Annotated in this window: 23 protein-coding genes; 10 read left to right on the forward strand and 13 right to left on the reverse strand. The window is 66.3% G+C overall.

Annotated features, from left to right (window positions below; translation table 11 throughout):
• Nucleotides 1–3: 3 nt before the first annotated feature.
• A complete protein-coding gene (locus QFZ57_RS15245) occupies nt 4–477 on the forward strand; it encodes a YbaK/EbsC family protein (protein ID WP_306900815.1) in 474 nt (157 codons plus the stop codon).
• A 135-nt stretch (nt 478–612) separates the two neighbouring features.
• Here the strand turns inward: QFZ57_RS15245 and QFZ57_RS15250 are convergent, their stop codons facing one another.
• Nucleotides 613–2,211 carry an ABC-F family ATP-binding cassette domain-containing protein gene (locus tag QFZ57_RS15250; RefSeq protein WP_306631179.1) on the reverse strand — a complete coding sequence of 533 codons (1,599 nt, stop codon included), beginning with the start codon at nt 2,209–2,211 and terminating at the stop codon, nt 613–615.
• 214 nt (nt 2,212–2,425) lie between these two features.
• Between QFZ57_RS15250 and QFZ57_RS15255 the strand changes: the two genes are divergently transcribed.
• Entirely contained in the window at nt 2,426–3,490 is a 1,065-nt protein-coding gene (locus tag QFZ57_RS15255; RefSeq protein WP_306900816.1) for a spore photoproduct lyase family protein, read from the forward strand.
• Nucleotides 3,491–3,515: 25 nt separating this feature from the next.
• On the opposite strand, the gene QFZ57_RS15260 is transcribed toward QFZ57_RS15255, so the two are convergent.
• Complete coding sequence (locus QFZ57_RS15260) at nt 3,516–4,529, reverse strand: DUF808 domain-containing protein (RefSeq protein ID WP_306900817.1); 1,014 nt, start codon at nt 4,527–4,529, stop codon at nt 3,516–3,518.
• A gap of 96 nt (nt 4,530–4,625) precedes the next feature.
• On the reverse strand, nt 4,626–5,063 hold the full coding sequence (locus QFZ57_RS15265; protein WP_306900818.1) for a VOC family protein: 438 nt from the start codon (nt 5,061–5,063) through the stop codon (nt 4,626–4,628).
• Between the two features lie 226 nt (nt 5,064–5,289).
• On the opposite strand from QFZ57_RS15265, the gene QFZ57_RS15270 reads away from it, so the two are divergent.
• The 3 genes from QFZ57_RS15270 to QFZ57_RS15280 are packed head-to-tail and all read left to right on the forward strand — an operon-like array spanning nt 5,290 to nt 7,293.
• Nucleotides 5,290–5,931, forward strand: a complete 642-nt coding sequence (locus tag QFZ57_RS15270) for a biotin transporter BioY (RefSeq protein ID WP_306631182.1) — start codon at nt 5,290–5,292, stop codon at nt 5,929–5,931.
• Between the two features lie 10 nt (nt 5,932–5,941).
• Nucleotides 5,942–6,673 carry an energy-coupling factor ABC transporter ATP-binding protein gene (locus tag QFZ57_RS15275; RefSeq protein WP_306900824.1) on the forward strand — a complete coding sequence of 244 codons (732 nt, stop codon included), beginning with the start codon at nt 5,942–5,944 and terminating at the stop codon, nt 6,671–6,673.
• Nucleotides 6,670–7,293, forward strand: a complete 624-nt coding sequence (locus tag QFZ57_RS15280; RefSeq protein WP_306631184.1) for an energy-coupling factor transporter transmembrane component T family protein — start codon at nt 6,670–6,672, stop codon at nt 7,291–7,293. Before QFZ57_RS15275 ends, QFZ57_RS15280 begins: the two co-directional genes overlap by 4 nt.
• A 14-nt stretch (nt 7,294–7,307) precedes the next feature.
• On the opposite strand, the gene QFZ57_RS15285 is transcribed toward QFZ57_RS15280, so the two are convergent.
• Complete coding sequence (locus QFZ57_RS15285; protein ID WP_306900825.1) at nt 7,308–8,507, reverse strand: thiolase family protein; 1,200 nt, start codon at nt 8,505–8,507, stop codon at nt 7,308–7,310.
• Nucleotides 8,500–9,903 (reverse strand): class I adenylate-forming enzyme family protein, encoded by a 1,404-nt coding sequence (locus QFZ57_RS15290; RefSeq protein ID WP_306900827.1) that lies wholly within the window; start codon nt 9,901–9,903, stop codon nt 8,500–8,502. The genes QFZ57_RS15285 and QFZ57_RS15290 overlap by 8 nt, the downstream gene beginning before the upstream one ends.
• A gap of 58 nt (nt 9,904–9,961) precedes the next feature.
• Here QFZ57_RS15290 and ypfJ point away from each other — a divergent pair, with 58 nt between their 5' ends.
• Nucleotides 9,962–10,843, forward strand: a complete 882-nt coding sequence (gene ypfJ / locus QFZ57_RS15295; RefSeq protein ID WP_306631187.1) for a KPN_02809 family neutral zinc metallopeptidase — start codon at nt 9,962–9,964, stop codon at nt 10,841–10,843.
• Nucleotides 10,844–10,965: 122 nt separating this feature from the next.
• Here the strand turns inward: ypfJ and QFZ57_RS15300 are convergent, their stop codons facing one another.
• The 6 genes from QFZ57_RS15300 to QFZ57_RS15325 all read right to left on the reverse strand — a co-directional run bounded on the left by QFZ57_RS15300 (nt 10,966) and on the right by QFZ57_RS15325 (nt 16,124).
• Nucleotides 10,966–11,298, reverse strand: a complete 333-nt coding sequence (locus tag QFZ57_RS15300; RefSeq protein ID WP_018761278.1) for a metal-sulfur cluster assembly factor — start codon at nt 11,296–11,298, stop codon at nt 10,966–10,968.
• Between the two features lie 12 nt (nt 11,299–11,310).
• The gene (gene sufC, locus QFZ57_RS15305; protein WP_306631188.1) at nt 11,311–12,105 is read right to left on the reverse strand and encodes a Fe-S cluster assembly ATPase SufC; all 795 of its coding nucleotides are present in this window, start codon (nt 12,103–12,105) and stop codon (nt 11,311–11,313) included.
• An 80-nt stretch (nt 12,106–12,185) separates the two neighbouring features.
• The gene (locus QFZ57_RS15310) at nt 12,186–12,545 is read right to left on the reverse strand and encodes a non-heme iron oxygenase ferredoxin subunit (protein WP_306631189.1); all 360 of its coding nucleotides are present in this window, start codon (nt 12,543–12,545) and stop codon (nt 12,186–12,188) included.
• A 23-nt stretch (nt 12,546–12,568) separates the two neighbouring features.
• Nucleotides 12,569–13,852, reverse strand: coding sequence for a Fe-S cluster assembly protein SufD (gene sufD, locus QFZ57_RS15315; protein ID WP_306631190.1), 1,284 nt, complete (start codon nt 13,850–13,852; stop codon nt 12,569–12,571).
• Nucleotides 13,853–13,854: 2 nt separating this feature from the next.
• The gene (sufB, locus tag QFZ57_RS15320; protein ID WP_306631191.1) at nt 13,855–15,318 is read right to left on the reverse strand and encodes a Fe-S cluster assembly protein SufB; all 1,464 of its coding nucleotides are present in this window, start codon (nt 15,316–15,318) and stop codon (nt 13,855–13,857) included.
• Nucleotides 15,318–16,124 (reverse strand): helix-turn-helix transcriptional regulator, encoded by an 807-nt coding sequence (locus tag QFZ57_RS15325; RefSeq protein WP_306632531.1) that lies wholly within the window; start codon nt 16,122–16,124, stop codon nt 15,318–15,320. Before QFZ57_RS15325 ends, sufB begins: the two co-directional genes overlap by 1 nt.
• A 128-nt stretch (nt 16,125–16,252) precedes the next feature.
• Here QFZ57_RS15325 and QFZ57_RS15330 point away from each other — a divergent pair, with 128 nt between their 5' ends.
• The 3 genes from QFZ57_RS15330 to QFZ57_RS15340 are packed head-to-tail and all read left to right on the forward strand — an operon-like array spanning nt 16,253 to nt 18,991.
• Nucleotides 16,253–17,221 carry an ABC transporter ATP-binding protein gene (locus QFZ57_RS15330; protein WP_306900828.1) on the forward strand — a complete coding sequence of 323 codons (969 nt, stop codon included), beginning with the start codon at nt 16,253–16,255 and terminating at the stop codon, nt 17,219–17,221.
• Nucleotides 17,218–17,985, forward strand: a complete 768-nt coding sequence (locus QFZ57_RS15335) for an ABC transporter permease (protein WP_306631193.1) — start codon at nt 17,218–17,220, stop codon at nt 17,983–17,985. Before QFZ57_RS15330 ends, QFZ57_RS15335 begins: the two co-directional genes overlap by 4 nt.
• Nucleotides 17,986–17,992: 7 nt before the next feature.
• Entirely contained in the window at nt 17,993–18,991 is a 999-nt protein-coding gene (locus QFZ57_RS15340; RefSeq protein ID WP_306900830.1) for a COX15/CtaA family protein, read from the forward strand.
• Between the two features lie 108 nt (nt 18,992–19,099).
• Here QFZ57_RS15340 and QFZ57_RS15345 read toward each other — a convergent pair whose 3' ends face one another.
• Nucleotides 19,100–21,367, reverse strand: coding sequence for a bifunctional SulP family inorganic anion transporter/carbonic anhydrase (locus QFZ57_RS15345; RefSeq protein WP_306900832.1), 2,268 nt, complete (start codon nt 21,365–21,367; stop codon nt 19,100–19,102).
• A 189-nt stretch (nt 21,368–21,556) separates the two neighbouring features.
• Nucleotides 21,557–22,516, reverse strand: a complete 960-nt coding sequence (locus tag QFZ57_RS15350; RefSeq protein ID WP_306900833.1) for a heme o synthase — start codon at nt 22,514–22,516, stop codon at nt 21,557–21,559.
• Between the two features lie 518 nt (nt 22,517–23,034).
• Between QFZ57_RS15350 and tkt the strand changes: the two genes are divergently transcribed.
• Nucleotides 23,035–25,152, forward strand: a complete 2,118-nt coding sequence (gene tkt, locus QFZ57_RS15355; RefSeq protein ID WP_306901592.1) for a transketolase — start codon at nt 23,035–23,037, stop codon at nt 25,150–25,152.
• The last annotated feature ends 19 nt before the right edge of the window (nt 25,153–25,171 follow it).

Genomic DNA, 25,171 nt, shown 5'->3' on the forward strand with positions numbered 1-25,171 from the left:
GGGATGAAGTACGACGGCGGCCCGGTCGCCATGGTGCGCTCGGCCCTGGTGGACGCGGGGGTTGGCGACACCGTGCGGACTTTCCCTGCAGGGGTACCCACAGCGGCCGCGGCTGCGGAGGCGCTGGAATGCGACCTTGCCGCGATCACCAACAGCCTGGTCTTCGACCTCGGCGGCGAACCGCTGTTGATCCTGGCCAGCGGGGCGGCCCGCGTGGATACCAGCCTGGTGGCGGGGCAGTTGGGCCGCGGCAGGATCCGCCGCGCCTCCCCCGACTTCGTCCTCGAGCACACAGGTCAGAAGGTGGGCGGCGTGGCACCGGTAGGCCACCCAAAGCCAGTCAGAACCGTCCTGGACGTATCCCTCAAGGAACACGAACTCCTCTGGGCCGGAGCGGGAGACCACAACTCAATGTTCAGCGTCACCTACCAGGACCTGCTCCGGATTACCGGGGCTCAGGAACTGAAGGTGCGCTGAACCCAACGGTGGCAGAACCGCAAGCGCCAGCGGTCGGGTGATTTGTGTAGCTTGCGTCAGAGGCGAGGAACGAGCCAGCAAGCGGCAAATCACGCGACCGGGGGCGCGAAGGCAACCAGCGGTCCGAAGACGGGCCTACGCCAGCGTGATCAGGTCCAGGTAGTCCTCGTTCCAGAGGTCTTCGACGCCATCGGGAAGCATGACCACGCGTTCGGGGTTGAGGGCCTCAACCGCGCCTTCGTCGTGGCTGACCAGGACGACGGCGCCGGTGTAGTTGCGCAGGGCGCCCAGGATTTCCGCGCGGCTGGCTGGGTCCAGGTTGTTGGTGGGTTCGTCGAGGAGGAGGACGTTGGCGCTGGAGGCAACGATGGTTGCCAGGGCCAGGCGGGTCTTCTCGCCGCCGGAGAGCACACCGGCCGGCTTGTCCACGTCGTCTCCGGAGAACAGGAACGAGCCCAGGATGCCGCGCACCTCCGCGTCCTTCATGTCGGGCGCGGAGGAGCGCATGTTCTCAAGCACGGTGCGGTCGTGGTCCAGGGTCTCGTGTTCCTGGGCGTAGTAGCCCACCTTCAGACCGTGGCCGGGGATGACCTCGCCGGTGTCGGGGGTGTCCACGCCGGCGAGCATGCGCAGCAGCGTGGTCTTGCCGGCGCCGTTGAGCCCCAGGATGACCACTTTGGAACCGCGGTCGATGGCCAGGTCAACGTCGGTGAAGATCTCCAGCGAGCCATAGGACTTGCTGAGCCCGTCAGCGGTGAGCGGGGTCTTTCCGCAGGGAGACGGGTCCGGGAAACGCAGGGCTGCCACCCTGTCCTGCTCGCGGACTGCTTCCAGGCCGCTGAGCAGCCGCTCGGCACGCTTGGCCATGTTTTGCGCTGCCACGGCCTTCGTGGCTTTGGCGCGCATCTTGTTGGCCTGGTCCATGAGGACCTGCGCCTTCTTTTCGGCGTTGGCCCGTTCCCGCTTGCGGGCGCGCTCATCCGTCTCCCGCTGCAGGAGGTAGCGCTTCCAGTCCATGTTGTAGAAGTCGATCTGGGCGCGGTTGGCGTCCAGCAGGAACACCTTGTTGACGGTTGCTTCCAGCAGATCGGTGTCGTGGCTGATGACGATCAGGCCGCCCTGGTGGTTCTTCAGGAAGTCACGAAGCCAGGCGATGGAATCGGCGTCAAGGTGGTTGGTGGGTTCGTCCAGGAGCATGGTCTCAGCATCCGAGTAAAGGATGCGGGCGAGCTCCACGCGGCGCCGCTGACCGCCGGACAGCGTCTTAAGCGGCTGGTTCAGCAGGCGGTCCGGGAGGGCAAGGTTGGAACAGATCGACGCAGCTTCGGCTTCGGCCGCGTAGCCGCCGGCTGCGAGGAATTCGGATTCCAGCCGGTCGTACCGGTTCATCGCCTTGCGCTGGACGTCGGCGTCCTCGCTGGCCATTTCGTCGTGCGCCTTGCGGAGCTTGCCGACGACGATGTCGAGGCCGCGGGCGGAGAGGATCCGGTCCCGCGCCAGCTGCTCCATGTCAGGGGTGCGTGGGTCCTGGGGCAGGTAGCCGATTTCGCCGCTGCGGGTCACCTTTCCGGCGGCAGGAAGGCCTTCGCCTGCGAGCACACGGGTCAGGGTCGTCTTGCCCGCGCCGTTCCGGCCCACCAGGCCGATCTTGTCCCCTTTGTCGATGCGGAAGCTCACCTGGTCCATCAGGAGCCGGGCACCGGCACGCAGTTCAAGATCCTGGACAGTAATCACAGCAGGTAAGGCCTTTCACAACAGGGAACGCCACGGTCCGCGCACGTAGTACGAAGGGACGCTGGGGCAGAGTGGCCGGAGAACGGCACATTCCAGTCTACCGCCCGGCGGAGCAACGTATTTTCAACGTGGACCATCCTCGGCGGCGGCCCCGCGGCCGACGCCGAGGGCGTAACCGCCCTTCCTCCCCGGAGGGGTCATGGAGAATAAGGTCATGGAATTCGATCGGCTGCTCCAAATCCGGCGGATCTACGCCCAAGCCGCCGCGTTGAAGCTGCCCCGGGGCCAGGAGATCCTGGCACGCTGGCCGGATGCCGACGTCGTGTTGGTGGAAAACCACTGGAACATCCCGGACGTGCATGGTGACGAAACGAACGTGCCGCGCTGGTCACGGATCAAGACCGAGGCGCTGGTGCTCGGCGTCAAAAAGTCGCTTACCGTGAAGCCGAACGGCCGGTCAGCGGACTTCATCGCGCCGTCCAGTGCCAACGGCTGCGCCATGGCTTGCGCCTACTGTTACGTGCCGCGTCACAAGGGCTACAGCAACCCGGTCACGGTGTTCGCCAATATCGGGCAGATCGCCGGGGCGATCGAGCGGCACGCCACCCGCCAGGGGATCAAGCTCGAGCCCAACCAGTGCGACCCGGAGCTCTGGGTCTACGACATCGGCGAAAACAGTGACTGTTCGGTCGATGCGCTGCTCAGCGACAACGTGGAGGAACTTGTCACACTCTTCCGCCAACTGCCCAATGCCAAGCTGTCCTTCGCCACCAAGTTCGTCAACCCGGCCATGCTGGCTTGGGACCACGGGGGCCACACCCGGATCCGCTTTTCGCTGATGCCCGCCGACCTGGCGAAGACAATCGACGTCCGGACATCACCGGTGGCGGAGCGGATGGCCGCCATCAACGAGTTTGTGGCTGCCGGCTACGAGGTGCATGTGAACTTCTCCCCCGTCATCATCACCGAAACCTGGCTCGCGGACTGGGAAAAGCTTCTGCTCCAGCTCGACGCAGCCCTGACGCCTGCGGCCAAGGCGCAGCTTGCCGCCGAGGTTATTTTCCTGACGCACAACGAACAACTGCACGAGGTCAACCTGGGCTGGCATCCGCAGGCTGAGAACGTCCTGTGGCGTCCCGAGCTGCAGGAGTCGAAGGTCTCATCCAACGGATTCAACAACGTCCGCTACCGGTCGCGGGCCAAGGCGGGCTATGTGCGGCAGTTGAGCGCCCTGATCGGGAAGATAGCGCCGTATTGCCGCATTCGCTACGCGTTCTGAACGGTACCGCCCCTGTTGGCGGTTGTCAGCTCTTGTGCTCGTCCGGCCGGTGGCTGTTGGCCGCGGCCTGAATGGAGCCCTCATCGTGACCGCCCTTTGCCTTGCCGACCGGCAGTACCTTCAGCAGCGGGCCCACTACCGCCAGGACGACGAGGCCCCAGGCCAGTCCGAGGACTGCTGAGCAGAGGGTGTTGACGAGCCAGGCCAAAAGACCGCCGACAACCGCTACCCCGGCCACAGGGTGTTCGATAGCGTGGACAAGGTCGTAGGGTGCGTGCCAGCCGAGGTCATGTGCCCCCTGCAGCATGATGTGGCCGCCAACCCACAGCATGGCGATGGTTCCGACGAGGGTAATCGCGGCCAGCACGGCCGGCATGCCCCTCACAAGAAGCCTGCCGAAGCGCTTGGAACGGGCGGAGTCCTTGGCGGCGAGGTGCACACCGATGTCGTCCATCTTGACGATCAGTGCGACGGCGCCGTACACGAGCACCGTGATGGCGAACGCCACCAGGACCAGGATGAACGCCCGTACCCAGATGGACTCGGTAGCTATCTCGTTCATCGAGATGACCATGATCTCGCACGACAGGATGAAGTCGGTGGTGACGGCGCCTTTGACGACTTTGGCTTCTGCCTCGGGCCCGCGCTCCACCGCCGGGGACTCCTCGGCCTCGTGGTGGCCGCCGCGGAGCTTGTGCCAGACCTTCTCTGCACCCTCGTAGCAGAGGTAGGTCCCGCCCAGCATGAGGATGAATGGAATGACCCAAGGAACGAAGGCGCTGATAAGCAGCAGCGCCGGGAGGATTATGAGGAGTTTGTTCCGTATTGAGCCCCAGAAGATCTTCTTGATCATGGGCAGCTCGCGGGACGGGTCGGCCCCTGACACGTACTGCGGGGTCACGGCGGCGTCATCGATCACTACACCTGCGGCCTTCGCCCCCGCCTTCGCGGCGCCGGCCGCGACATCGTCCACCGAGGCCGCCGCAATGCGGGCCAGGGCTGCGACGTCATCCAGCAGGGCAACAAGACCGCCGCTCACCGTTGGCCCCCGCGCAGTTTGCGGTCGGACAGTTGGGTATTGAGGGCTAAGTGCGTGATGGCCATGTTCGGAGTATATTGCAGCAGGCCCGCAGGCTCAGCCCTTCTTCAGTTCCTCGGCGAGCATCACAATGATGCCGCTGGGGCCCCGGACATAAGTGAGCTTGTAGACATCACCATATGTGGCCACGCCCCGCAGCGGGTGGCAGCCGTGCCTCGCCGCAATCTCAAGTGCGGCATCGATATCGTCCACCGAGAAGGCCACGCGGTGCATGCCGATCTCATTGGGCAGAGTAGGCGCAGTCTCGATCGCCTCGGGGTGGATGTACTCGAAAAGCTCCAGGCGACCGTGGCCGTCCGGCGTCTGAAGCATGGCGATTTTGGCGTGGTTGCCGTCGAGGCCGACGGCGGTATCGGCCCACTCCCCACTGACCGTCTGACGCCCCAGGACGGTGAGCCCCAGGTCGGTGAAGAAAGCGATCGCCGCTTCCAGGTCCCGGACGGCGATGCCGACATTTTCCAATTTGATGGGCATGCTGCACACGCTACCAAGTCGATCAGGCCCACGTGGTTGGTCCTCGGCCGCTATCGCCGGACCAGGGACCCTGAGATAGTCAGGGTTGGGGCTACCGCCCTCATTGTGCCCAGCCCCAAGAAGCCGGGTCCTGCTTTAGTAGGACCCCCACAAAATACGCCCCGTTCCGTCCCGGTAGCGTCGGCTGTACATTAGATTCCGCTTGTACAACCCCGACAGGACCGCCATGAGCAGCACCGAAACCCCCCTGAAGAACAACCAGCAGACGAAACGCCGCTGGAACGGCACCGACCTCGGGCTGATCGCCGTTTTCGCCGCCCTGGTGGCAGGAGCCGCCCTGGTGCCGGGACTGGCACTGAACGGCTTCGGCGTCCCCATCACTTTCCAGACGCTTGCCGTCATGCTCACCGGACTGGTGCTGGGCCCCGCCCGCGGATTCGCCGCCGTCGGGCTCTACACACTCCTGGGCCTCGCCGGCCTGCCCATCTTCAGCCAGGGCCGCAGCGGCCTGGGCATCCTGGCCGGGCCCTCGGCCGGCTACATCATCGCCTTCCCCATCGCCGCAGGCGTCGTGGGATGGCTGGCCACTGTGGTGATCAAACGCACCACCAAGGCGCGCGCCCTCTGGTTCTTCCTGGCTGCCACGGCCACGAGCATTGTCTTCGTGCACACGCTGGGCATTGCCGGCATCGCCCTGAACTCCAAGGCCACCCTGGAGCAGGCCTTCCTAAGCGACCTGGTCTTCTACCCGGGGGACATCATCAAGAATGTCCTCGCGGCCGCAATCGCCGTTGCCCTTCACCGGGCCTTCCCCGACGTCCTGGTCCGCCGCGTGCGCCGCCGTGCCCTGGCGCCCAAAAGCGCCTAGGACCCACGCCATGCCCGCAGTGATCTTCGACCAGGTGGCCGTCGCCGTCGAAACGGATAACCCTCCACAACCGAAAGTCCTCCTGGACGCGGTGACCCTCCGGCTGGAGGAGGCACGCGTGGGCGTGATCGGCGCCAACGGATCCGGCAAGTCCACGCTGCTGCGCCTGGTCAACGGGCTCATTCAGCCCACCACCGGCACGGTCACGGTCGACGGCGACGATACAGTCCGTGCCGTGCGGAAAGTCCGGCGGAACGTTGGGTTCGTCTTCACTGACCCCCTGTCCCAGCTGGTGATGCCGACCGGCCGGGAGGATGTGGAACTGTCCCTGCGCCGTTCGGTCAGGAACGGGACCGAGCGGCGCAGCCAGGCCGAAGCGGCACTCGGGCGACTGGGCCTGCTCCACCTGGCGGACCAGAGCATCTACGAGCTCTCCGGCGGCGAACGGCAACTGATGGCGCTCGCCGCCGTCCTTGCCGTCGACCCCAAAGTACTGGTCCTGGATGAACCCTCCACCCTCCTGGACCTGCGCAACCGTGAGCTGCTCCGCAGGACGCTGGGCAACCTGGACCAGCAGATCATCATGTCCACCCATGACCTTGGCCTGGCCCTCGAGATGGACCGCGTCCTGGTCATCGAAGAAGGCCGCGTGGCATTCGACGGCGCCCCCACCGAAGCCGTGGCAACCTACCGTTCCTGGTGCCTGCAGGGGCTGGAACCGGCCGGGCGGGATGCCCCGTGAGGGGCCACGGGTTCCTGCTGGCCAACTATGTGCCCGGCAACTCCCTCCTTCACCGCGCACCGCTGGCGCTGAAGTTCCTCCTGGTCTTTGCCAGCGGACTGGTTTCCTTCGTCGTTGTGGACTGGCGTATCTCGGCGGCCGTGCTGGCCGTCCATGGCGGCCTTTTCCTGGTCACCGGAGCCGGCGCGAAAAGGCTCTGGGGCGCCGTCCGGCCGCTCGCCCCGGTGCTCCTGGTGATTGGACTCTTCCAGTGGTGGCAGCTTGGCGGACCCACAGCGGCGCGGATCGTCCTGAACATCCTCGTCTGCGTCGTGGCGGCATCGCTCCTCACCGCCACCACCCCCCTCCAAAAGCTCCTGGACGGCGTGGTCAAGGCAGCGGCGCCCTTCAAGAGGTTCGGCGCCGATCCGGAACGCTTCGCGCTGACCATCGGCATCATGCTCCGCAGCATCCCGTTCATCGCCGGTACCTTCGCCGACGTCCGCGATTCAGCCAGGGCGAGGGGCCTGGAGCGCAACCCGCGGGCCTTGGTCCTTCCGGTGTTCATCACCTCTGTGGCCTACGCCCGCCAGACCGGTGAAGCGCTGGCCGCCCGCGGCCTGGGCGAGGCCGAGGACTAAGACGGCACCAAGGATCATGCAGCGGCCAGCAACCGGTATTCCAGCAGCGCCGCAGTCCCCATGCCGCCCGCCATGCTGATCATTGCCAGCGCCAGGGTTCCCGGCGTGCCTGCCCTCCGCGCCTGGGCGAGCAGCCGGGTCACCAGGACGGCCCCGGAAGCACCGTAGGCATGTCCCAGCGCCAGCGCACCGCCGTCGAGGTTCACCCGGCCGGCATCAATGCCAAGCTGGTCAAGGCACGCAAGCGTCTGCGAGGCGAACGCCTCATTGAATTCCACCAGTTCCACCTGGCCAGCTGATACTCCGGCCGCGGCCAGCACATCCCGTGCTGCCGGAACAGCACCGATCCCCAGGACCTCCGGAGCCACGCCTGCGGTGCCGGTGCCGCGCACCAACAGGCCGTCCCGTGCCCCCAGTTCGCGTGCACGCTCAAGGGAGGTGATGACGACGGCGGAGGCACCGTCCGCGTCAAAGCAGGAGTTTCCGGCCGTGACAGTTCCTCCTGGCACGAAGGCGGCCGGGAACCGCGCCATGATGGCGGGGGTAAGGCCGGCCCGCGGCCCACCGTCCGAGGCGACAGTCCCCCGGGCGGTGGCCAGCGGCACGATTTCGTCCGCGAAGCGCCCCTCCCGGATCGCCGCAAGCGCCTTCCGGTGGCTGGCCAGCGCAAAGGCATCCTGGCGGCCCCTGCCCACGCCGTATTCCTCCGCCACCGTCTCCGCGGCCACGCCCATGTCCGGGTCGCCATAGCTGGCCGGCACAAACTGGGCGCGGCGGTAGAACTCCGGGCCGCCGTCGTCCCTCGGATGGGCGCGCAGCGGCGCGGTACTGGTGCTCTCCACTCCCCCAGCCAGGTACAGCGGGCTGCCGCCGGCTGCCACGAGCCGGGATGCGAGGACGATGGCGTCCAGGCCCGAACCACACTGCCGGTCCACGGTGATCCCGGGCACGCTGACAGGCAGCCCCGCCTCCAGCAGGGCGAGCCTGGCGACGTTTCCGCCACCGCCTGCGGCGTTGCCCATAACGACGTCGGCAACAGACTCCGGATCCAATGCCAGTTCGGCGACAAGTTCACGCAGGACCGGCGCCAGGAGTTTATGCGCCCGCAGGCTCCGCAGGGCTCCGTTGACCGGGCACACCGGGGTCCGGCGCGCGGCGATGACCACCGGCTGGCGTTCCGGGGGCAGGAGGCCGGACGCCGGGACGTCAGCCAAGGGCCTGGGCCCTCATGTCCCGGGCATTGATCCACTCCAGCAGCAGGCTCCGGCTGACCTTTCCGCGGTCCGTGGTGGGCAGTTCCGGCAGGAGGTAGTACTGCAGGGGGCGTTTGTGCCGGGAGAGGATGTCCTCCAGGCCCGCGCGCAGCTGGGTGGCTGTGAGCCCGCCCTGGGAGGCAACGACGCCGGCCACCACGCGCTGGCCGCGCAGGTCGTCCGGCATGCCGGCGGCAACGGCTGCGGCAACGCCGGGGACCGCGGCCAGGGCCAGTTCCACCTCGTGGGGATACACGTTGCGTCCGGCGGTGAGGATCATGTCGGCGCGCCTACCAAGGATGTGCAGCTCCCCGTCCCTGAGGTAGCCCTGGTCCCCCACGGTGTACCAGTCGCCGAAGGCCCTCAGTGCCTCGCCGTCGTCGCCCCACAGGTAGCCATTGCTCACCATGCCGCTGCGGACGCAGATATTGCCGTACCCGCCGTCCGGGACCACGCCGCCGTCGTCATCCAGGATCCGGACGTCGACGCCGGGAAAGGGCCGGCCAATCCCCGTTCCGCCAGCAGCGGCGCTCTGCCCGGGCGCCAACCCGAGGCCCGAGACAAAGCTCAGCTCGGAGGCGCCGTAGTACTCATAGATGGTGGCGTTGGGAGCCCAGCGCCGGGCGGCCTCCAGGGTCCGGGCATCGAGCTTGGAGCCTGCGCAGATGATGGTGCGGATTCCGGACGCATCGACGCACCCCGTCATCCCGCGCTCGCTGAGCATCCGCAGCATGGTGGGCACCAGGACCAGCCGGGTGACGCGGTCGTGGGTGATGGCAGCATGGACGTCGCCGACGTCGAACGTCCCGAGGGTCTGGAACTCGGACCCGGCGTAGAGGCATTCGGCCAGGGCATAGAGGTTCAAGCTGGCAGCCAGCGGACCCGGAGCAAGGGTGACGTCGTCCTCGCCGAGCCCGAAAAACTCGATCGAGGCGTTGAAGGACTGCTGCCACGACCGCCGGGAGCGGGTGAATGCCTTGGGCACAGACGTGGTGCCGGAGGTGAGGCCAATCAGGAAGCTGGAGCCAGGCGGGCCATCGGCCAGGTCGTCGTCCGGGGAGACCGGGGACGGAACGGCGCACGCCTCCACCCGCCGGACAATGTCCTCCTGCAGGTGGGCGGGCCATGATGGGTCCAGGACCGCGCACTGGCGGCTTCCCGCCACGGCGGCTGCGAACTTAACGGCGAAGTCCACCGAGTTGGATTCGCAGAGGGTAGTGACTGATTTCTGCTCCGCCACGAGTCCGGCGGCGGCGTCCCGCAGCGCCGCCCAGTGCAGCCGCCGCCCTGCAATCACAACGGCGGTGTCATGCGGCCGTTGCTCCGCCCAGCGCTGGATCTTGTCGAGGAAAGGCACGGACCAACTTTACCGGCCGGCACGGATTGAGGCCCCGGCCCGCGGGTATTGTGACGTTATGAGTTTCAATGACAACGTGCAGCTTGATCCCACCCAGGTCCAGGACCGAAGGGGCATGGGTACCGGTGTGAAAGTGGGCGGCGGAATCGGTGGCGGCCTGGTGCTGCTTGTTGCGCTCCTGCTGGGCATCAACCCCAACATGCTTGGGGGGTTAACCGACGGCGGGACTGCGGGACAGTCCCAGGGCACGGCACCGGCCTGCACCACCGGAGCGGACGCCGACGCCCGGCTGGACTGCCGGATCACCGGCACCGTCAACAGCCTCAACGCCTTCTGGCCCGGCTACCTGAAGCAGTACAACGTGCAGTATCCCCGCCCGGAGGCAGTGATCTTCAGCGGCGGCACCAACACCGGGTGCGGGTCCGCCACCTCGGACGTAGGGCCTTTCTACTGCCCCACGGACACCACCGCCTACTTCGATCCCGGCTTCTTCCAGGAACTCGTGGACCGCTTCGGTTCCTCCGGCGGCCCCCTGGCCCAGGAATACGTGGTGGCCCACGAATTCGGCCACCACGTCCAGAACCTGCTGGGTGACCTGCAGCGGGCGCAGCAGGATCCGCAGGGACCCGAGTCCGGCTCCGTCCGGACCGAACTGCAGGCCGACTGCTACGCGGGACTGTGGGCCAAGTACGCCTCCACCACGCCGGACCCCGCCACCGGCCAGCCTTACCTGGAACCGCTTACCCAGCAGGACGTGAACGACGCGCTGTCTGCGGCGGCTTCCGTGGGCGATGACCGGATCCAGAAGGCCGCCACCGGCCGCGTCTCCCCCGAGGGCTGGACCCACGGCTCCAGCGAGGAACGCCAGCGCTGGTTCACCCGCGGCTACCAGTCCGGCGACATCAAGCAGTGCGACACGTTCAGCGCCGCCACCCTCTAAGTCCCCATCGATTGCTCCGTATCGGCCCTTTTGGCACCTCAAAACGGCAGTTACGGAGCAATGGACGAAAAACGGCGGGTCACCTTCCCCAGGGAAGGTGACCCGCCGTCGTCGTACTTTTTTCAGATGTTGAAGCCGAGGGCCCGCATCTGGTCCTTGCCGTCATCGGTGATCCGCTCGGGACCCCATGGCGGCATCCATACCCAGTTCAGGCGCCAGTCGTCCACGACGCCGTCCAGCGCCTGGCCCACCTGCTCCTCGAGCACATCGGTGAGCGGGCAGGCGGCGGTGGTGAGCGTCATGTCGATCAGGAGCGCGCCGTCGTCGTCGGAGTACTTCAGGCCGTACAACAGGCCCAGGTCCACCACGTTGACGCCGAGCTCAGGGTCGATGACGTCCTTGAGCGCCTCTTCGACGTCCTCCAGGGCCGTGCGGCCCGGCTTGATTTCGGTCATGACAAGTCCTTACTAGGCCTGTACTGCGGCCGGAGCCGCGACGGTGGCTGCGCCGGCGCCCTTGGCGTAACGGTCGTAGCCTTCTTCCTCGAGGCGGTCGGCCAGTTCGGGGCCGCCCTCCTCAACAACCTGGCCGTCCACGAACACGTGGACGAAGTCAGGCTTGATATAGCGCAGGATCCGGGTGTAGTGGGTGATGAGGAGCGTACCCATGTTGCCCTCGGAGTGCACACGGTTGACGCCCTCGGACACGATCTTCAGTGCGTCAACGTCGAGGCCGGAGTCAGTTTCGTCAAGGACGGCGAATTTGGGCTTGAAGAGCTCCAGCTGCAGGATCTCCACGCGCTTCTTCTCGCCGCCGGAGAAACCTTCGTTGACGTTGCGCTGGGCGAAGTCAGCGTCGATGCGCAGCTGCTCCATGGCAGCCTTGACGTCCTTGGTCCAGGTGCGCAGCTTGGGGGCCTCACCGTCGATGGCGGTCTTCGCGGTACGCAGGAAGTTGGTCATGCTGACACCGGGGACCTCCACCGGGTACTGCATGGCCAGGAAGACGCCGGCGCGGGCACGCTCGTCCACGCTCATCTCCAGCACGTCCTCGCCGTCCAGGGTGATGGAGCCGCTGGTCACGTTGTAGCGGGGGTGGCCGGCGATGGTGGAGGCCAGGGTCGACTTGCCGGAGCCGTTCGGGCCCATGATGGCGTGGGTTTCACCGGTGCGGATGGTCAGGCTGACGCCCTTCAGGATTTCCTTGGTGCCCTGTTCCGTCTCAATGCTGACGTGCAGGTCCTTGATCTCAAGAGTAGACATATGTCTTGTTCTCCTCTGCGCCGCGCCTGCCGGCTGCGGTGCGCTCTGTGTCTGGAAGTGTGGTTCGTAATTCTGTGGTGCTAGCTGAAGTTCGGAGCTTCGGCGCCGTTGAGGACGTTGCTGACGTCCACGTAGACCTCATCCCCTGCGATCTCGACGGCGAATACCGGTACGGGATCGTAGGCGGGCAGCTGCAGCGGCTGGCCGCTGCGGAGGTCGAACTGCGAGCCATGGCCCCAGCACTCGATGGTGCAGCCATCCACGTCGCCTTCGGATAATGAAATGTCCGCGTGCGAGCAGGTGTCGCCGATCGCGTGGATCTCCCCCATGGAATCCTTGACGATCGCCACAGGGTAGTCGTCGATCAGGATCCGCAGCGCCTGCTTCACCTGGATTTCGTCCACCTTGCAGACAAGCTCGCCTTTTGGCTGGTCAGTCATCTGAAAACCGTGCTCCGTAGCTTCTAGTTGTCCGTCAGTGCGAGTTCGTGCTCGACAGCATCAGTCAGCCGCTCCTCGATGGAGGGGACCTTGATCTGCTGGATGATTTCGTTCAGGAAGCCCCGGACCACCAGGCGGCGGGCAACATCCTCGGGGATGCCGCGGGCCATCAGGTAGAACAGGTGCTCGTCATCCATCCGGCCGGTGGCGCTGGCGTGGCCTGCACCCTCGATCAGCCCGGTCTCGATTTCGAGGTTGGGCACCGAGTCGGCGCGGGCACCGTCGGTGAGCAACAGGTTGCGGTTGGCCTCGTAGGTGTCGGTGCCTTCTGCTTCCTTGCGGATCAGGACGTCACCAACCCAGACAGCGTGCGCGTTGCGGCCTTGCAGGGCACCCTTGTAGAGGACGTTGGATTTGCAGTTGGGCACGGCGTGGTCCACGAAGAGACGCTGCTCAAGGTGCTGGCCGGCGTCGGCGAAGTACAGGCCGAACAGTTCGGCCTCGCCACCGGGGGCAGTGAACCGGGCCGACGGCGTGACGCGGACCAGGTCGCCGCCCAGGCTCACCATGACGTGCTTGAGCTTGGCGTCGCGGCCGATCTTTGCCTGCTGGGAGGAGGCATGGACAGCGTCGTCGTTCCATTCCTGGAGCGAGACAACCGTGAGGTTGGCACCGTCTTCGACGATGATTTCAACGTTTTCCGAGACCACGGCGGAGCCCTTGTGGTTCAGGACCACAACAGCCTTGGAGAACTTTTCGGCGACGATCACCAGGTGCTGCGCGGCAGCCTCAAGGGACGAGCCTTCGATGTCGACGGTGATCTCCGTCAAGGCTTCGAACTCCTCGGGGATGGTCACCACGGTGGCCTGGGCGAAGTTCTCCCAGGCGTTGGCGGAGACGCGGTCCTCTGGGATGCCGGCGGTACCGATCCGCTGGTCGTCGCGGCCGACGCCCTCGACAACGACGCCTTCCGGGCCCTTGACGATCACGGTGGGAGCCGCGCCGGACAGGACCTCCGAGTGAAGGCCGCGGAGGCGCTTCAGCGGGGTGAACCGCCAGTCCTCCTCCATGCCGGTGAGCGGCTTGAAGTCAGCGAGCTTGTAGGACGTCAGCCGGCCGGCGCGTGAGCTGTCCGGCACGCCGACGCCGCCACCGTGGGAGTGGCGCTTGGCTGAAGCGCCCGCAAGCGGGGCCTTGCCGTTGGCGTTGATCGGCGAGAGACTCTCGCCCTCTTCGGTGAAGCCGTCGATGAACGGCTGGGCTGAGGGCGCGCCGATGCGTGCCTTTTCAGTAGTGATTTCAGTCATCGTTATCCGACGGACCCTTCCATCTGCAGTTCAATGAGGCGGTTCAGCTCAAGTGCGTACTCCATGGGGAGCTCACGGGCAATCGGCTCGATGAAGCCGCGCACGATCATCGCCATGGCTTCGTCTTCGCGCATGCCGCGGGACATCAGGTAGAAGAGCTGCTCTTCGCTGACCCGGGAAACAGTTGCCTCATGGCCCATCACAACGTCGTCCTCACGGATGTCTATGTACGGGTAGGTGTCCGAGCGGCTGATCGTGTCAACGAGCAGCGCGTCGCAGCGGACGGTGTTGGCGGAGTGCTTGGCGCCTTCACGGACCTGGACCAGGCCGCGGTATGCTGCGCGTCCGCCGCCGCGGGCCACGGACTTGGAGATGATGGAACTCTTGGTGTTCGGCGCAATGTGCACCATCTTGGAGCCGGTGTCCTGGTGCTGGCCTTCGCCGGCGAACGCGATGGACAGGGTCTCGCCCTTGGCGTGCTCGCCCACCAGGTACACGGCCGGGTACTTCATGGTGACCTTGGAGCCGATGTTGCCGTCGACCCATTCCATGGTGGCGCCTTCTTCGCAGATGGCACGCTTGGTCACCAGGTTGTACACGTTGTTCGACCAGTTCTGGATGGTGGTGTACCGGACCCGGGCGCCCTTCTTCACGATGATCTCCACCACGGCGGAGTGCAGCGAGTCAGAGGTGTAGATCGGCGCGGTGCAGCCCTCGATGTAGTGGACGTAGGAATCCTCGTCCGCGATGATCAGGGTCCGCTCGAACTGGCCCATGTTTTCGGTGTTGATGCGGAAGTATGCCTGCAGGGGGATGTCCACGTGGACGCCCTTGGGAACATAGACAAAGGAGCCGCCGGACCAGACAGAGGTGTTCAGCGAGGCGAACTTGTTGTCGCCCACGGGGATGACGGTGCCGAAGTACTCCTGGAAGATCTCCGGGTGTTCTTTCAACGCCGTGTCGGTGTCCAGGAAGATGACGCCCTGCCGCTCAAGATCCTCACGCAGCTGGTGGTAAACAACCTCGGACTCGTACTGGGCAGCGACACCGGAAACAAGGCGCTGCTTCTCGGCCTCGGGGATGCCCAGCTTGTCGTAGGTGTTCTTGATGTCCTCGGGCAGGTCGTCCCAGGTGGCGGCCTGCTTCTCCGTGGAGCGGACAAAGTACTTGATGTTGTCGAAGTCGATGCCGGAGAGGTCCGCACCCCAGGTGGGCATGGGCTTGCGGTCGAAGTACTTCAAACCCTTGAGGCGCAGGTCAAGCATCCATTCGGGTTCGCTCTTCTTGGCCGAAATGTCCCGGACTACCTCTTCGCTGAGCCCACGGCGGGCATTGGCGCCGGCGTCGTTCTTGTCAGCCCAGCCGTACTCGTAGGTGCCGATGCCGTGGAGCTCGGGATTCTTTTCCAGAATCTCCGAGATCACAGTGTTTTCGGCGACTGCTTTCTCTGATAGTTGGTCCGTCATCACGGCCTTTCTTGCTGATGGTTGTTTACTTCATTCAGGCCGGCGGGGGCTGCCTCCGGCGCGAGGGCCGGTTTGGCAGACAGCCTGCCTGTAGGAATGTGGGTGGTGCAGACGTGGCCGCCGCGCGCCAGGGTGGAGAGCCGGCGTACGTCCACTCCCACCAGCCTTGAGAAGACTTCGGTTTCCACGTCGCAAAACACCGGGAAGCGGGCTGCGAGCTGCTGGATGGGACAGTGGCCCTGGCAGAGCTGCACACTGGAAAGCGCCGCGGGCAACGGAGCCTTTGCCTCGATGGACGCGGCGGAGGCCACAAAGTTGTCGCGGCTCAACGCGGCCGAAAGTGCTGCGGCGCGGTCCCGGATGTCCGGCCCGGCCTGTTCAATTTCAGGGGCATACCGCCGCTCCATATCCGCAAAACGCTCCTCGGCGAAGGCCCGCACCGCGTCCGGGCCGGCCACCTGCTGCAGCTGCTGGAGCGCGAGGGCGGCGATGTCCAGGTAGTCGTTGCCCAGGCTTGACTGGCCCTGGGAACTGAGGACGTAGCGGCGGGCGGGGCGGCCGGCACCTGCTCCGGGCTTCGCAACCCGCTTGACCTCGATGACGCCGGCACGCGAGAGGTGGTCCAGGTGGCGCCTGACAGCGGCAGGGGTGAATCCCAGCATGTCCCCCAGTTCGGCCGCGCTGACGGGGCCGTGTTCCAGGACGGCAGCGAGGACCCGGTCCCGGGTTCGCTCGTCGGCATCAGCCACAGGACTGGATGCGACAGGACCGGGCCCGGCCACGGGCACAGCAGCAGCGTTGGTCATGGAATACACAACACAATCATGTCGTAATTTAGTCCCGCACTCCAGTAAGGGCAGGCTGACCTCGGTCGCTGCAGGGATGCCGTGCCCGGGCGGACCACGGCAAATACTACATCCCGTAGAATACTGTGGTGCGATCCCCCCAGTCCCCTGTCTTGTCCATCCATGGGCTCATCAAGGACGTAGGCCCCCTTTCCAGCCTGGACGGAAAGATGCTCAGGGTTGTCAGCGGTGTTTCACTCGTCGCGGAGCGCGGACAGGTAACCGCCCTCCTTGGCGCGAACGGCGCCGGAAAGACGACCACCCTCGAATGCGCCCAGGGCCTGCAGAAGCGCAGCGGCGGCAGCATCTCGCTGCTGGGCCAGGACCCTGCCGCGGCAGGGGCTGAGCTGCGCTCCCGGGTAGGCGTAATGCTGCAGGACGGTGGCCTCCCGCCGTCGGCCCGTCCCCTCCCGCTGCTGCGGCACATCGCCGGGCTGTACGCACGCCCGTGGCCGCTGGAGGACCTGGTGGGCAGGCTCGGCATCGATACCTTCAGCCGGACCAGCGTGCGGAGATTGTCCGGCGGCCAAAAACAGCGCCTTGCCCTTGCCGCCGCCCTGATCGGCAGGCCCGAAGTCCTGTTCCTGGACGAGCCGAGCGCCGGCCTGGACCCGCAGTCCCGGCAGCTGGTGTTCGACCTGATCGCCGAGTTGCGGGACAGCGGGATGGGCATCATCCTCACCACGCACCTCATGGACGACGCCCAGCGCCTGGCGGACTATGTGTACATCATCGACGGCGGCCGCAACGTTGCCGAGGGGACGGTCCAGGAACTTCTGCAGCGCAGCCCGGCTGCGGAACAGGGCGGCGAGCACGTCCGGACGCTGGTGTTCGAGGCCCCCGCCGGCCTGGACCTTGCCGCGGTACTGCCGGACGACGTCGACGTCTCCGAAGCCCGCGCCGGCAGCTACACCGTCACCGGCGCCCTGATGCCGCGGCATTTATCCGTCCTTGCCCAGTGGTGGGAAGCGAAAGGCATCATGCCCGCATCAATGAGCCTTCAGGCGCGTAGCCTTGAAGACGTCTTTCTGGACATTTCGGGAAAGGACATCCGATGAGCACGGGAGCAATGCAGGAGGCGCAGCAGCCTGCGTCCCTGCTGCGCCGTGTCCTGCTGCAGGGCAAATACGAGGCATTGACCATGCTGCGGAACGGCGAGCAGCTGATCCTCGCGGTGGTGCTGCCGCTGCTGGCACTTGTTGGGCTGACGGTGACCCCCTTCCTGGACGGGATGGGCTCCAGCCGCATCAACGTGGCCGTTCCGGGGATCCTTGCCCTGTGCGCGATGTCCACCGCGTTCACCGGCCAGGGAATCGCCACCGGCTTCGACCGCCGCTATGGGGTCCTCCGCTTCCTGTCCACCACGCCCCTGGGCCGGGGCGGCCTGATCGCCGGGAAAGTCCTTTCGGTCCTGGCAGTCCTGTGCCTCCAGGTAGTGGTGGTGTCCCTGGTTGCCCTGGCGCTGGGATGGCAGCCGACGGCGGCGGGCTGGCTCCCGGGGCTGGCGCTGCTCGCGCTGGGCGCGGCGGCGTTCACCGCACTGGGGCTGCTGGTGGCCGGAACTGTCCGGCCGGAAGCCACCCTGGCCATCACCAACCTGATGTGGATCCTCCTGGGAGCCATGGGCGGCATCGTCATCCCCGCCGAACGGCTGCCGGCCGCGGCGCAGGCCATTGTGCACTTCCTGCCTTCCGGCGCCCTGGGCGAATCGATGCGCGCCGCTTTCCTGGACGGGGCCGTAGACGGCGGCGCCGCCCTCATCCTGCTGCTCTGGACTGTCATTGCCGGGGCAGCAGCCATCCGTTGGTTCAAGTGGAATTGAGATAATCGTGACCACGGCTTCACGCCTCCCCCAGCTCGCCGGCCGCCTGGCGTCGCGGCTCCCACGCACCGTGGACGCGCGCATCCGCGGCCTCGCGGTCGCTTCCCTGATTGGCCAGACCCTTCTGGTGGTCACCGGCGGCGCCGTCCGGCTGACGGCATCCGGACTGGGCTGCCCCACCTGGCCCCGCTGCACCTCGGACTCTCTTGTCAACACCCCGGAGATGGGCATCCACGGCTTCATCGAGTTCGGCAACCGGCTCCTGACGTTCGCACTGGCCGCCGTGGCCGCCCTGATGCTGGTGTACCTGTGGAACCTGCGGAAGGAACGCCGGGACCTCTTCCTGCTGGCCCTCGGCCTGCTGGCCAGCATCCCCGCCCAGGCCGTCATCGGCGGCATCACCGTCCTCACCAACCTCAACCCGTGGGTGGTGGGCCTGCACTTCCTGGTCTCCATGGCCCTGGTGGTCTTCGCCACCCTGCTCGTCAACCGGGCCTTCGGCCGGACCGGCCGCTTCCTTGCCTCACGGCCCGCCGCCCTGCCCGCCGCCCTGCGCCCGGTGACCGCCGCCGTCGCCCTTTTCTCCGCCATCGCCGTGATGCTCGGCGTCGTGGTTACGGGGGCGGGTCCCCACGCCGGCGACGCTGATGCTCCCCGCAACGACCTGGACTGGGACCTGTTCTCCCACATCCACGCGGTGCCCGCATACCTGGTCACTGCCGGCACCGTGGTGGCGCTGGTGCTGGTCATCCGGCGCGGCGTAACCGGCCGCTCCCGGACGGCTGTCCTGGCACTCCTGGGGGTCACCCTGCTCCAGGCCGCCATCGGGTTCACGCAGTATTACAACGGCATTCCGGCGCTGCTGGTGGCGGCCCACATGCTCGGCGCAGCCCTGCTGATGGCCGCCTCAACAAACGCCTGGGACATCGCCCACTCCAGTCCGGTGGACCTGTCCCCCGCCGTGGGACAGTCCAGGGCAGCGGCACAGTCCAGGGCCGCGAAGTAGGCGCACGCCCTTTCCCCTTGAAACGCGTCAGGCGCCCCGGCCCCGTAGGGGACCGGGGCGCCTGGCTGTCTCAGGGCTTTTTGTGCGCAGGGCCCGGGACGCGGGAAGTTACCTGCCTGCGGGGGCGTGGCCCCGGAGCCCGGCCTCGCAGGCAGGGTCAAGGTTCCCGACGCCGTCGGCCGTGATTTGGAGGACCTGCGCCGTGGCAATGTCATAGAACAGGCCCGTGGCCTGCACCTTTCCTTCCGCCAGCACCGGTCCCGCCACCGCATGGTCCTGCAGCTTGGCCAGCTGCACGGCGACGTTGACCATCGCCAGCTGGTCAAGGGTGCTGTAGCCCGCTGCTGCGGCCTGCCTGCCAACCGGATGCCCTGCAAGCAGTTCGGTGTAACTTGGCCGGGCGTGGTCCAGCCATTGCCCGAAGGCCGGTCCAAGGGAAGCGTTGCCGCCGCCGTCCGCTTCTGCCAGCAGCGCCTTCATGGCACCGCAGTTGGAGTGCCCGCAGATCACCAGCGATTGCACCCCCAGGCCGTTGACGGCGAAGGACAGGGCTGAATCGATGGAGGCGTCCTGGCCGTGGCTGCAGACCACGTTGCCGATGTTCCGCAGCGTGAGCAGGTCCCCGGGACCGCTGCTGGTAATCAGGTTCGGATTGACGCGCGAATCGACACAGGCCACGAACAAGCTGTCCGGGTTCTGCCCTTCCGCCAGGTCATGCACCAGCGGGCGGACCTGGTGGGCAAACCGGCGGTGGTACCTGTTGATCCCCAGGAGCAACGACTCCTTCCGTGGCGGAAGAGGCAGCTCGGTGGCATCTTCGCGCCTGGGAGCCTGGTGCCCAGCGTCCTGGAACACCGTGTTGCCGTGCTCCTCAAGATGCACGGTGCCGCCTGCGGCCTGGTGCTGGCGCTGCCACGCGAGCAAAGCTTCCCGGAAGGAATGGTCAACGTAGTCGGCGTTGAGCTCCACCACCACGTCGGCGGCGGCGTGGACGGACTGAAGGACGCCATTGAGTTTCGGCAGCGCGAAGAAGCTGCACGAACCGGCGATGGTCACCCGCCAGGGCGACGACGGCGCGGTGGGACGGTGCGACTGGATGGGGGCGCGCAGGACACGCCACAGCACGCTGGCAGCAGCGAGGGCCAGGCCGATCATGACGCCCTCCAGCAGGTTAAGGAACACCACGCAGATGAGGGTTACTGCATAAATCGGCAGGTCCCCGGTCCGCAGGCTGGTCCGGATATCGGCCACCTTGATCAGGCGCGCGCCGATGACCACGAGCAGTCCGGCCAGGACTGCCAGTGGGATCAGCTGGATCAGTCCGGCAAAGAGGGCAGAGAACGCAAGGACCCAGACACCGTGCAGGACAGCAGATGTCCGGGTGGCCGCACCCGCTTCCACGTTCGTGGCGCTGCGGACAATCACACCCGTCACCGGCAGCCCGCCCAGGGACCCGGAAACGATGTTTGCAGTGCCCTGGCCGATGAGCTCCCTGTTCAGGTTGGTCCGCGGTCCGGTCTGCATCTTGTCCACGGCCACAGCCGACAGGAGGGATTCGATACTGGCGATCAATGCCATGGTCAGGACGGCAAAAGCGAAGGCACGCCAGTTGCCGTCTGGCATCTGCGGCAGGGCGATGGCGTCGAAAATCGAACCGTCCAGGGAGATCCGCTCGACGCCAGGGGCAAAGGCCACGGCAAGTGCGGTGCCCGCCGCCACGGCGGCCAGGGGGCCGGGAACACGCCGGACAGCGGCGGGCAGGAACTTCCAGCACAGGAGGATTGCCACGACGGCCAGGCCAAGCAGGGCCGCGTGCAGTTCCAAATTGGTGATGGCTGCCGGCAGTGCGGCAAGGTTCTCGAGGGCCGCGCCTGCCGGCCGGGAACCGAGGAGCACGTGGACCTGCTGCAGGATGATGGTGATGCCAATGCCGGCGAGCATGGCCTTGACCACTACCGGTGACACGGCCAGGGCAGCCCTGCCCACGCGGCTGATGCCCAGCAGGAGCTGCATGAGGCCGGCGGCCGCGGTGATGGCGCAGGTCACCTGCCACCCGAACTCCTGGACCAGACCGGCCACGACGACGGTCAGGCCGGCCGCCGGTCCGCTCACCTGCAGCGGTGAGCCGCCCAGGCTTCCGGCCACGATTCCGCCTACGGCTGCGGCGATGAGTCCGGCCATGATGGGCGCTCCCGACGCGGCTGCGATGCCGAGCGAGAGCGGGAGGGCCACGAGGAACACCACGAGGGATGCCGGCACGTCGGCACCAAGATAGGCAGCGAACGGCGGGCGGCGGAAGGTGAAGCGGCGGCGGTTTGCCTTTCCTCCCGGCGGGCTGTGGCTGGGAGCGGGGACTGCGGAGGGACGGGCATCCATGAGAATCTCCTTTGGTCGGGCGAGGGGTCCAGCCCACCGTAAGCAGGTTGTCATAATGGATGACAGTTAAAGTGACGGATATGACATTGCTGTCAACTCTGTTCGGCGCCTGCAGATAAAGCAAAAGGCCGCTCCCACCATGAGGTGGAAGCCGCCCTTTTTCTTTTGCTGGAAGCCTGGCCGGTCGCGCTAGCCGGCCATCAGGGCATGCCCAACAAAGGGGTCCACCGCCAGCGCGATGAACAGCAGGGTCAGGTAGCTGATGGAACCGTGGAACACCTTCATGGCGCGCTTGTCCGCGATGTCCTCGCGCTGCGCGCGGGCGTAGAGGGCATGCGATTCATAGAGAAACCATGCGCCCGCCAGTACTGCTGTGACGGTATAGACCCAACCGGCCCCTCCCGCCGGAATCATCAGCAGCGAGCAGGCAACCATTGCCCAGGCGTACAGGACCACCTGGACAGACACCACCTTGGCCCCGGCGATGGCGCCGAGCATGGGGACCTTGGCGTTCCGGTAATCCTCGCCGTAGCGCATGGACAGGGGCCAGTAGTGCGGCGGGGTCCACAGGAAGATCACCATGAACAGGATGACGGCGGGCCACTCAACGGAGTTGGTGACGGCAGCCCACGCGATCAGCACCGGGAAGCAGCCGGCTGCGCCACCCCAGACGATGTTTTGCGCCGTGCGCCGCTTGAGGATCATGGTGTAAATCACCACGTAGAAGAAAATGGCACCCAGCCCAAGCCAGGCAGAAAGCGGATTGGCTCCGAACCAAAGGATCACGATCGCGGCGGCGCCAAGCAGCCAGGAGAAGACCAGGGCTTCGCGCGGCGTGACTTCGCCAGTGACCAGGGGCCTGTTCTCCGTGCGGTGCATCAGTTTGTCGATGTCCCGGTCGATGTAGCAGTTGAACGCCCCGGCACTGCCTGCGGCGAAGGCGCCGCCCACCAGCGTGGCGAGGATCAGCCCGATGGACGGGAACCCCCGCTCCGCGTAGATCATGGTGGGCAGCGTGCTGACCAGGAGCAGTTCGATCACGCGCGGCTTGGTGAGGGCGAGATACGCCTTTGCCTTACGGGCAAACCCGGCGCCTGAGGCCCGGGATGCGTTCAGCGGCGTATCTGTTGTGCTCACGGTGGCAGTCACCCGTTCTGTGTGGCGGTTGAGGCTGGCAGTGCAGCTCCGGTCGTGCGGCCCGGACCCGGGCACGGCGCGAAGAGAGGAAATGCTTCAGGTGCGTGCAACAGCCGGGGCACCCCGGGCGGCGATAGGGATGCACACCCGGCGTTGGCCTCCAATTATCATACCGCGCCGCCGGGCCTTCCCCGGCCCCGCGATATGCGCACTTGATTGCTCGCGGGCCCATTCGAGCAGATTAACTCAACCCTCCGGAATGGTGATTCACAAAAGGGGAAATTGCGTCCAAAACGTGAGATTCAGGCCGCCTGCAGTATGGAGAAGAGCTAAGCTGTCACCAGATCAGCACGCAGCAAGAAAGCGGTGGAAAACGCATTCCCGTTGCTGTCCGTGACTGAATGCAAGGATCAACGTTTCGATGGTGAACGGCTGGTACACACCGCAGCGGGCGCCAACAGCGCGCCCTTGAACGGATCCTGTGTACCACCGCCACCAGCACAGAGAGGGGCCCGGTTTTCGTGCCACATTTGGAAGAGCAAGAACTGTCATGGACCAGCTTGGACCAGCGGGCGGTGGACACCATCCGCGTCCTGGCCGCCGACGCCGTGGAGAAGGTGGGCAACGGCCATCCCGGCACCGCCATGAGCCTGGCCCCGGCCGCCTACCTGCTTTTCCAGAAGCTGATGCGCCACGATCCCCGTGATCCGCAGTGGCTGGGCCGCGACCGCTTCATCCTGTCCCCCGGCCATACCTCCCTCACGCTCTACATCCAGTTGTTCCTTTCCGGCTACGGGCTGGAACTGAAGGACCTGGAGGCACTGCGCACCTGGGGTTCACTCACCCCTGGACACCCTGAGTACAAGCACACCGCCGGCGTGGAGATCACCACCGGCCCGCTGGGCCAGGGCCTCGCGTCTTCGGTGGGCTTCGCCTACTCGCAGCGCCGCCAGCGCGGCCTGTTCGACGCCGACGCTCCCGCTGGCCAGTCGCCGTTCGACCACACCATCTGGGTCATCGCTTCCGACGGCGACCTCCAGGAAGGCGTCACGGCCGAGGCTTCCTCGCTGGCCGGCCACCAGGAACTCGGGAACCTCGTAGTCATCTATGACGAGAACCACATCTCCATCGAGGACGACACCGACATCTCGTTCACCGAGGATGTCCTGAAGCGCTACGAGGCCTACGGCTGGCACACCCAGCGGGTGGACTGGACCCGGACCGGCGAATACAAGGAAGACGTCCAGGAGCTCTACACAGCCCTGCTCGCCGCCAAGGCCGAGACCTCCAAGCCGTCCATCATCTCGCTGCGGACCATCATCGGCTACCCGGCGCCCAAGAAGCAGAACACCGGCAAGATCCATGGCTCCGCCCTCGGCGCCGACGAAGTCGCCGCATTGAAGGAAGTTCTGGGCTTCGATCCCGCCAAGGCCTTTGAGGTGGACCAGGAAGTCCTGAACCACGCCCGCCAGGTGGTGGAGCGCGGCGCCGCCGAGCGCAAGGAATGGGAAGAGTCCTTCAACGCCTGGCAGGCAGCCAACCCCGAGGGCGCGGCGCTCCTGCAGCGTATCGAAGCACAGGAACTTCCCGAAGGCGTGGACGCAGCCCTCCCGGTCTTCCCGGCCGGCAAGGACGTCTCCACCCGCGCGGCATCCGGCAAGGTCCTCAATGCCCTGGGCCCGGTCCTGCCCGAACTGTGGGGCGGCTCCGCCGATCTGGCCGAGTCCAACAACACCACCATTGAGGGCTCGCCGTCCTTCGTGCCGGCCTCCAAGCAGACCGATGCCTGGTCCGGCAACCCGTACGGCCGCGTGCTGCACTTCGGCATCCGCGAGCACGCCGCTGCCTCGATCGTGAACGGCATCAGCCTGGCGGGCAACACCCGCGCATTCTCCGGCACCTTCCTGATCTTCAGCGACTACCAGCGCCCCGCCATCCGCCTCGGTGCTCTGATGGGCGCTCCGTCGCTGTACGTCTGGACGCACGACTCCATCGGCCTGGGCGAGGACGGCCCCACCCACCAGCCGGTGGAGCAACTCGCCTCGCTGCGCGCCATCGTGGGCCTGGACGTGGTACGCCCCGGCGACGCCAACGAGGTGGCAGCCGCCTGGAAGACCATGCTGGAAAACCACGGCAACCCGGCAGGCATCGTCCTGACGCGCCAGAACATCCCTACCTGGGAACGCGGCGTGGGCGACGCGGACGGTGACACCTTCGCGTCCACGGCGGGTGTGGCAAAGGGCGGCTACGTCCTGGCCGAGGCATCGAAAGACGGCGCCACGGTGCCGGCCGACGTGATCCTCATTGCCACCGGTTCCGAGGTCCAGCTGGCCGTCCAGGCCCGCGAAGCCCTCCAGGCCGACGGCATCGCGGCCCGCGTTGTCTCCATGCCGTGTGTTGAGTGGTTCAAGAAGCAGGACGCCGCCTACCGCGAGTCCGTCCTGCCCGCCGCCGTCAAGGCACGCGTCTCGGTGGAAGCCGGGCTGGCCTTGGGCTGGCGTGAATTCGTCGGCGATGCCGGCCGTTCCGTGAGCCTCGAGCACTACGGCGCTTCCGCTGACTACAAGCGCCTCTTCCAGGAGTTCGGCATCACGGCAGAAGCAGTGGCTGCCGCCGCCAAGGACTCCCTCTCCAGCCTCCAGGCCTGAAACCCAAACTTTTAGGAGT

Source organism: Arthrobacter sp. B1I2, from assembly GCF_030816485.1.
Lineage (GTDB): Bacteria > Actinomycetota > Actinomycetes > Actinomycetales > Micrococcaceae > Arthrobacter.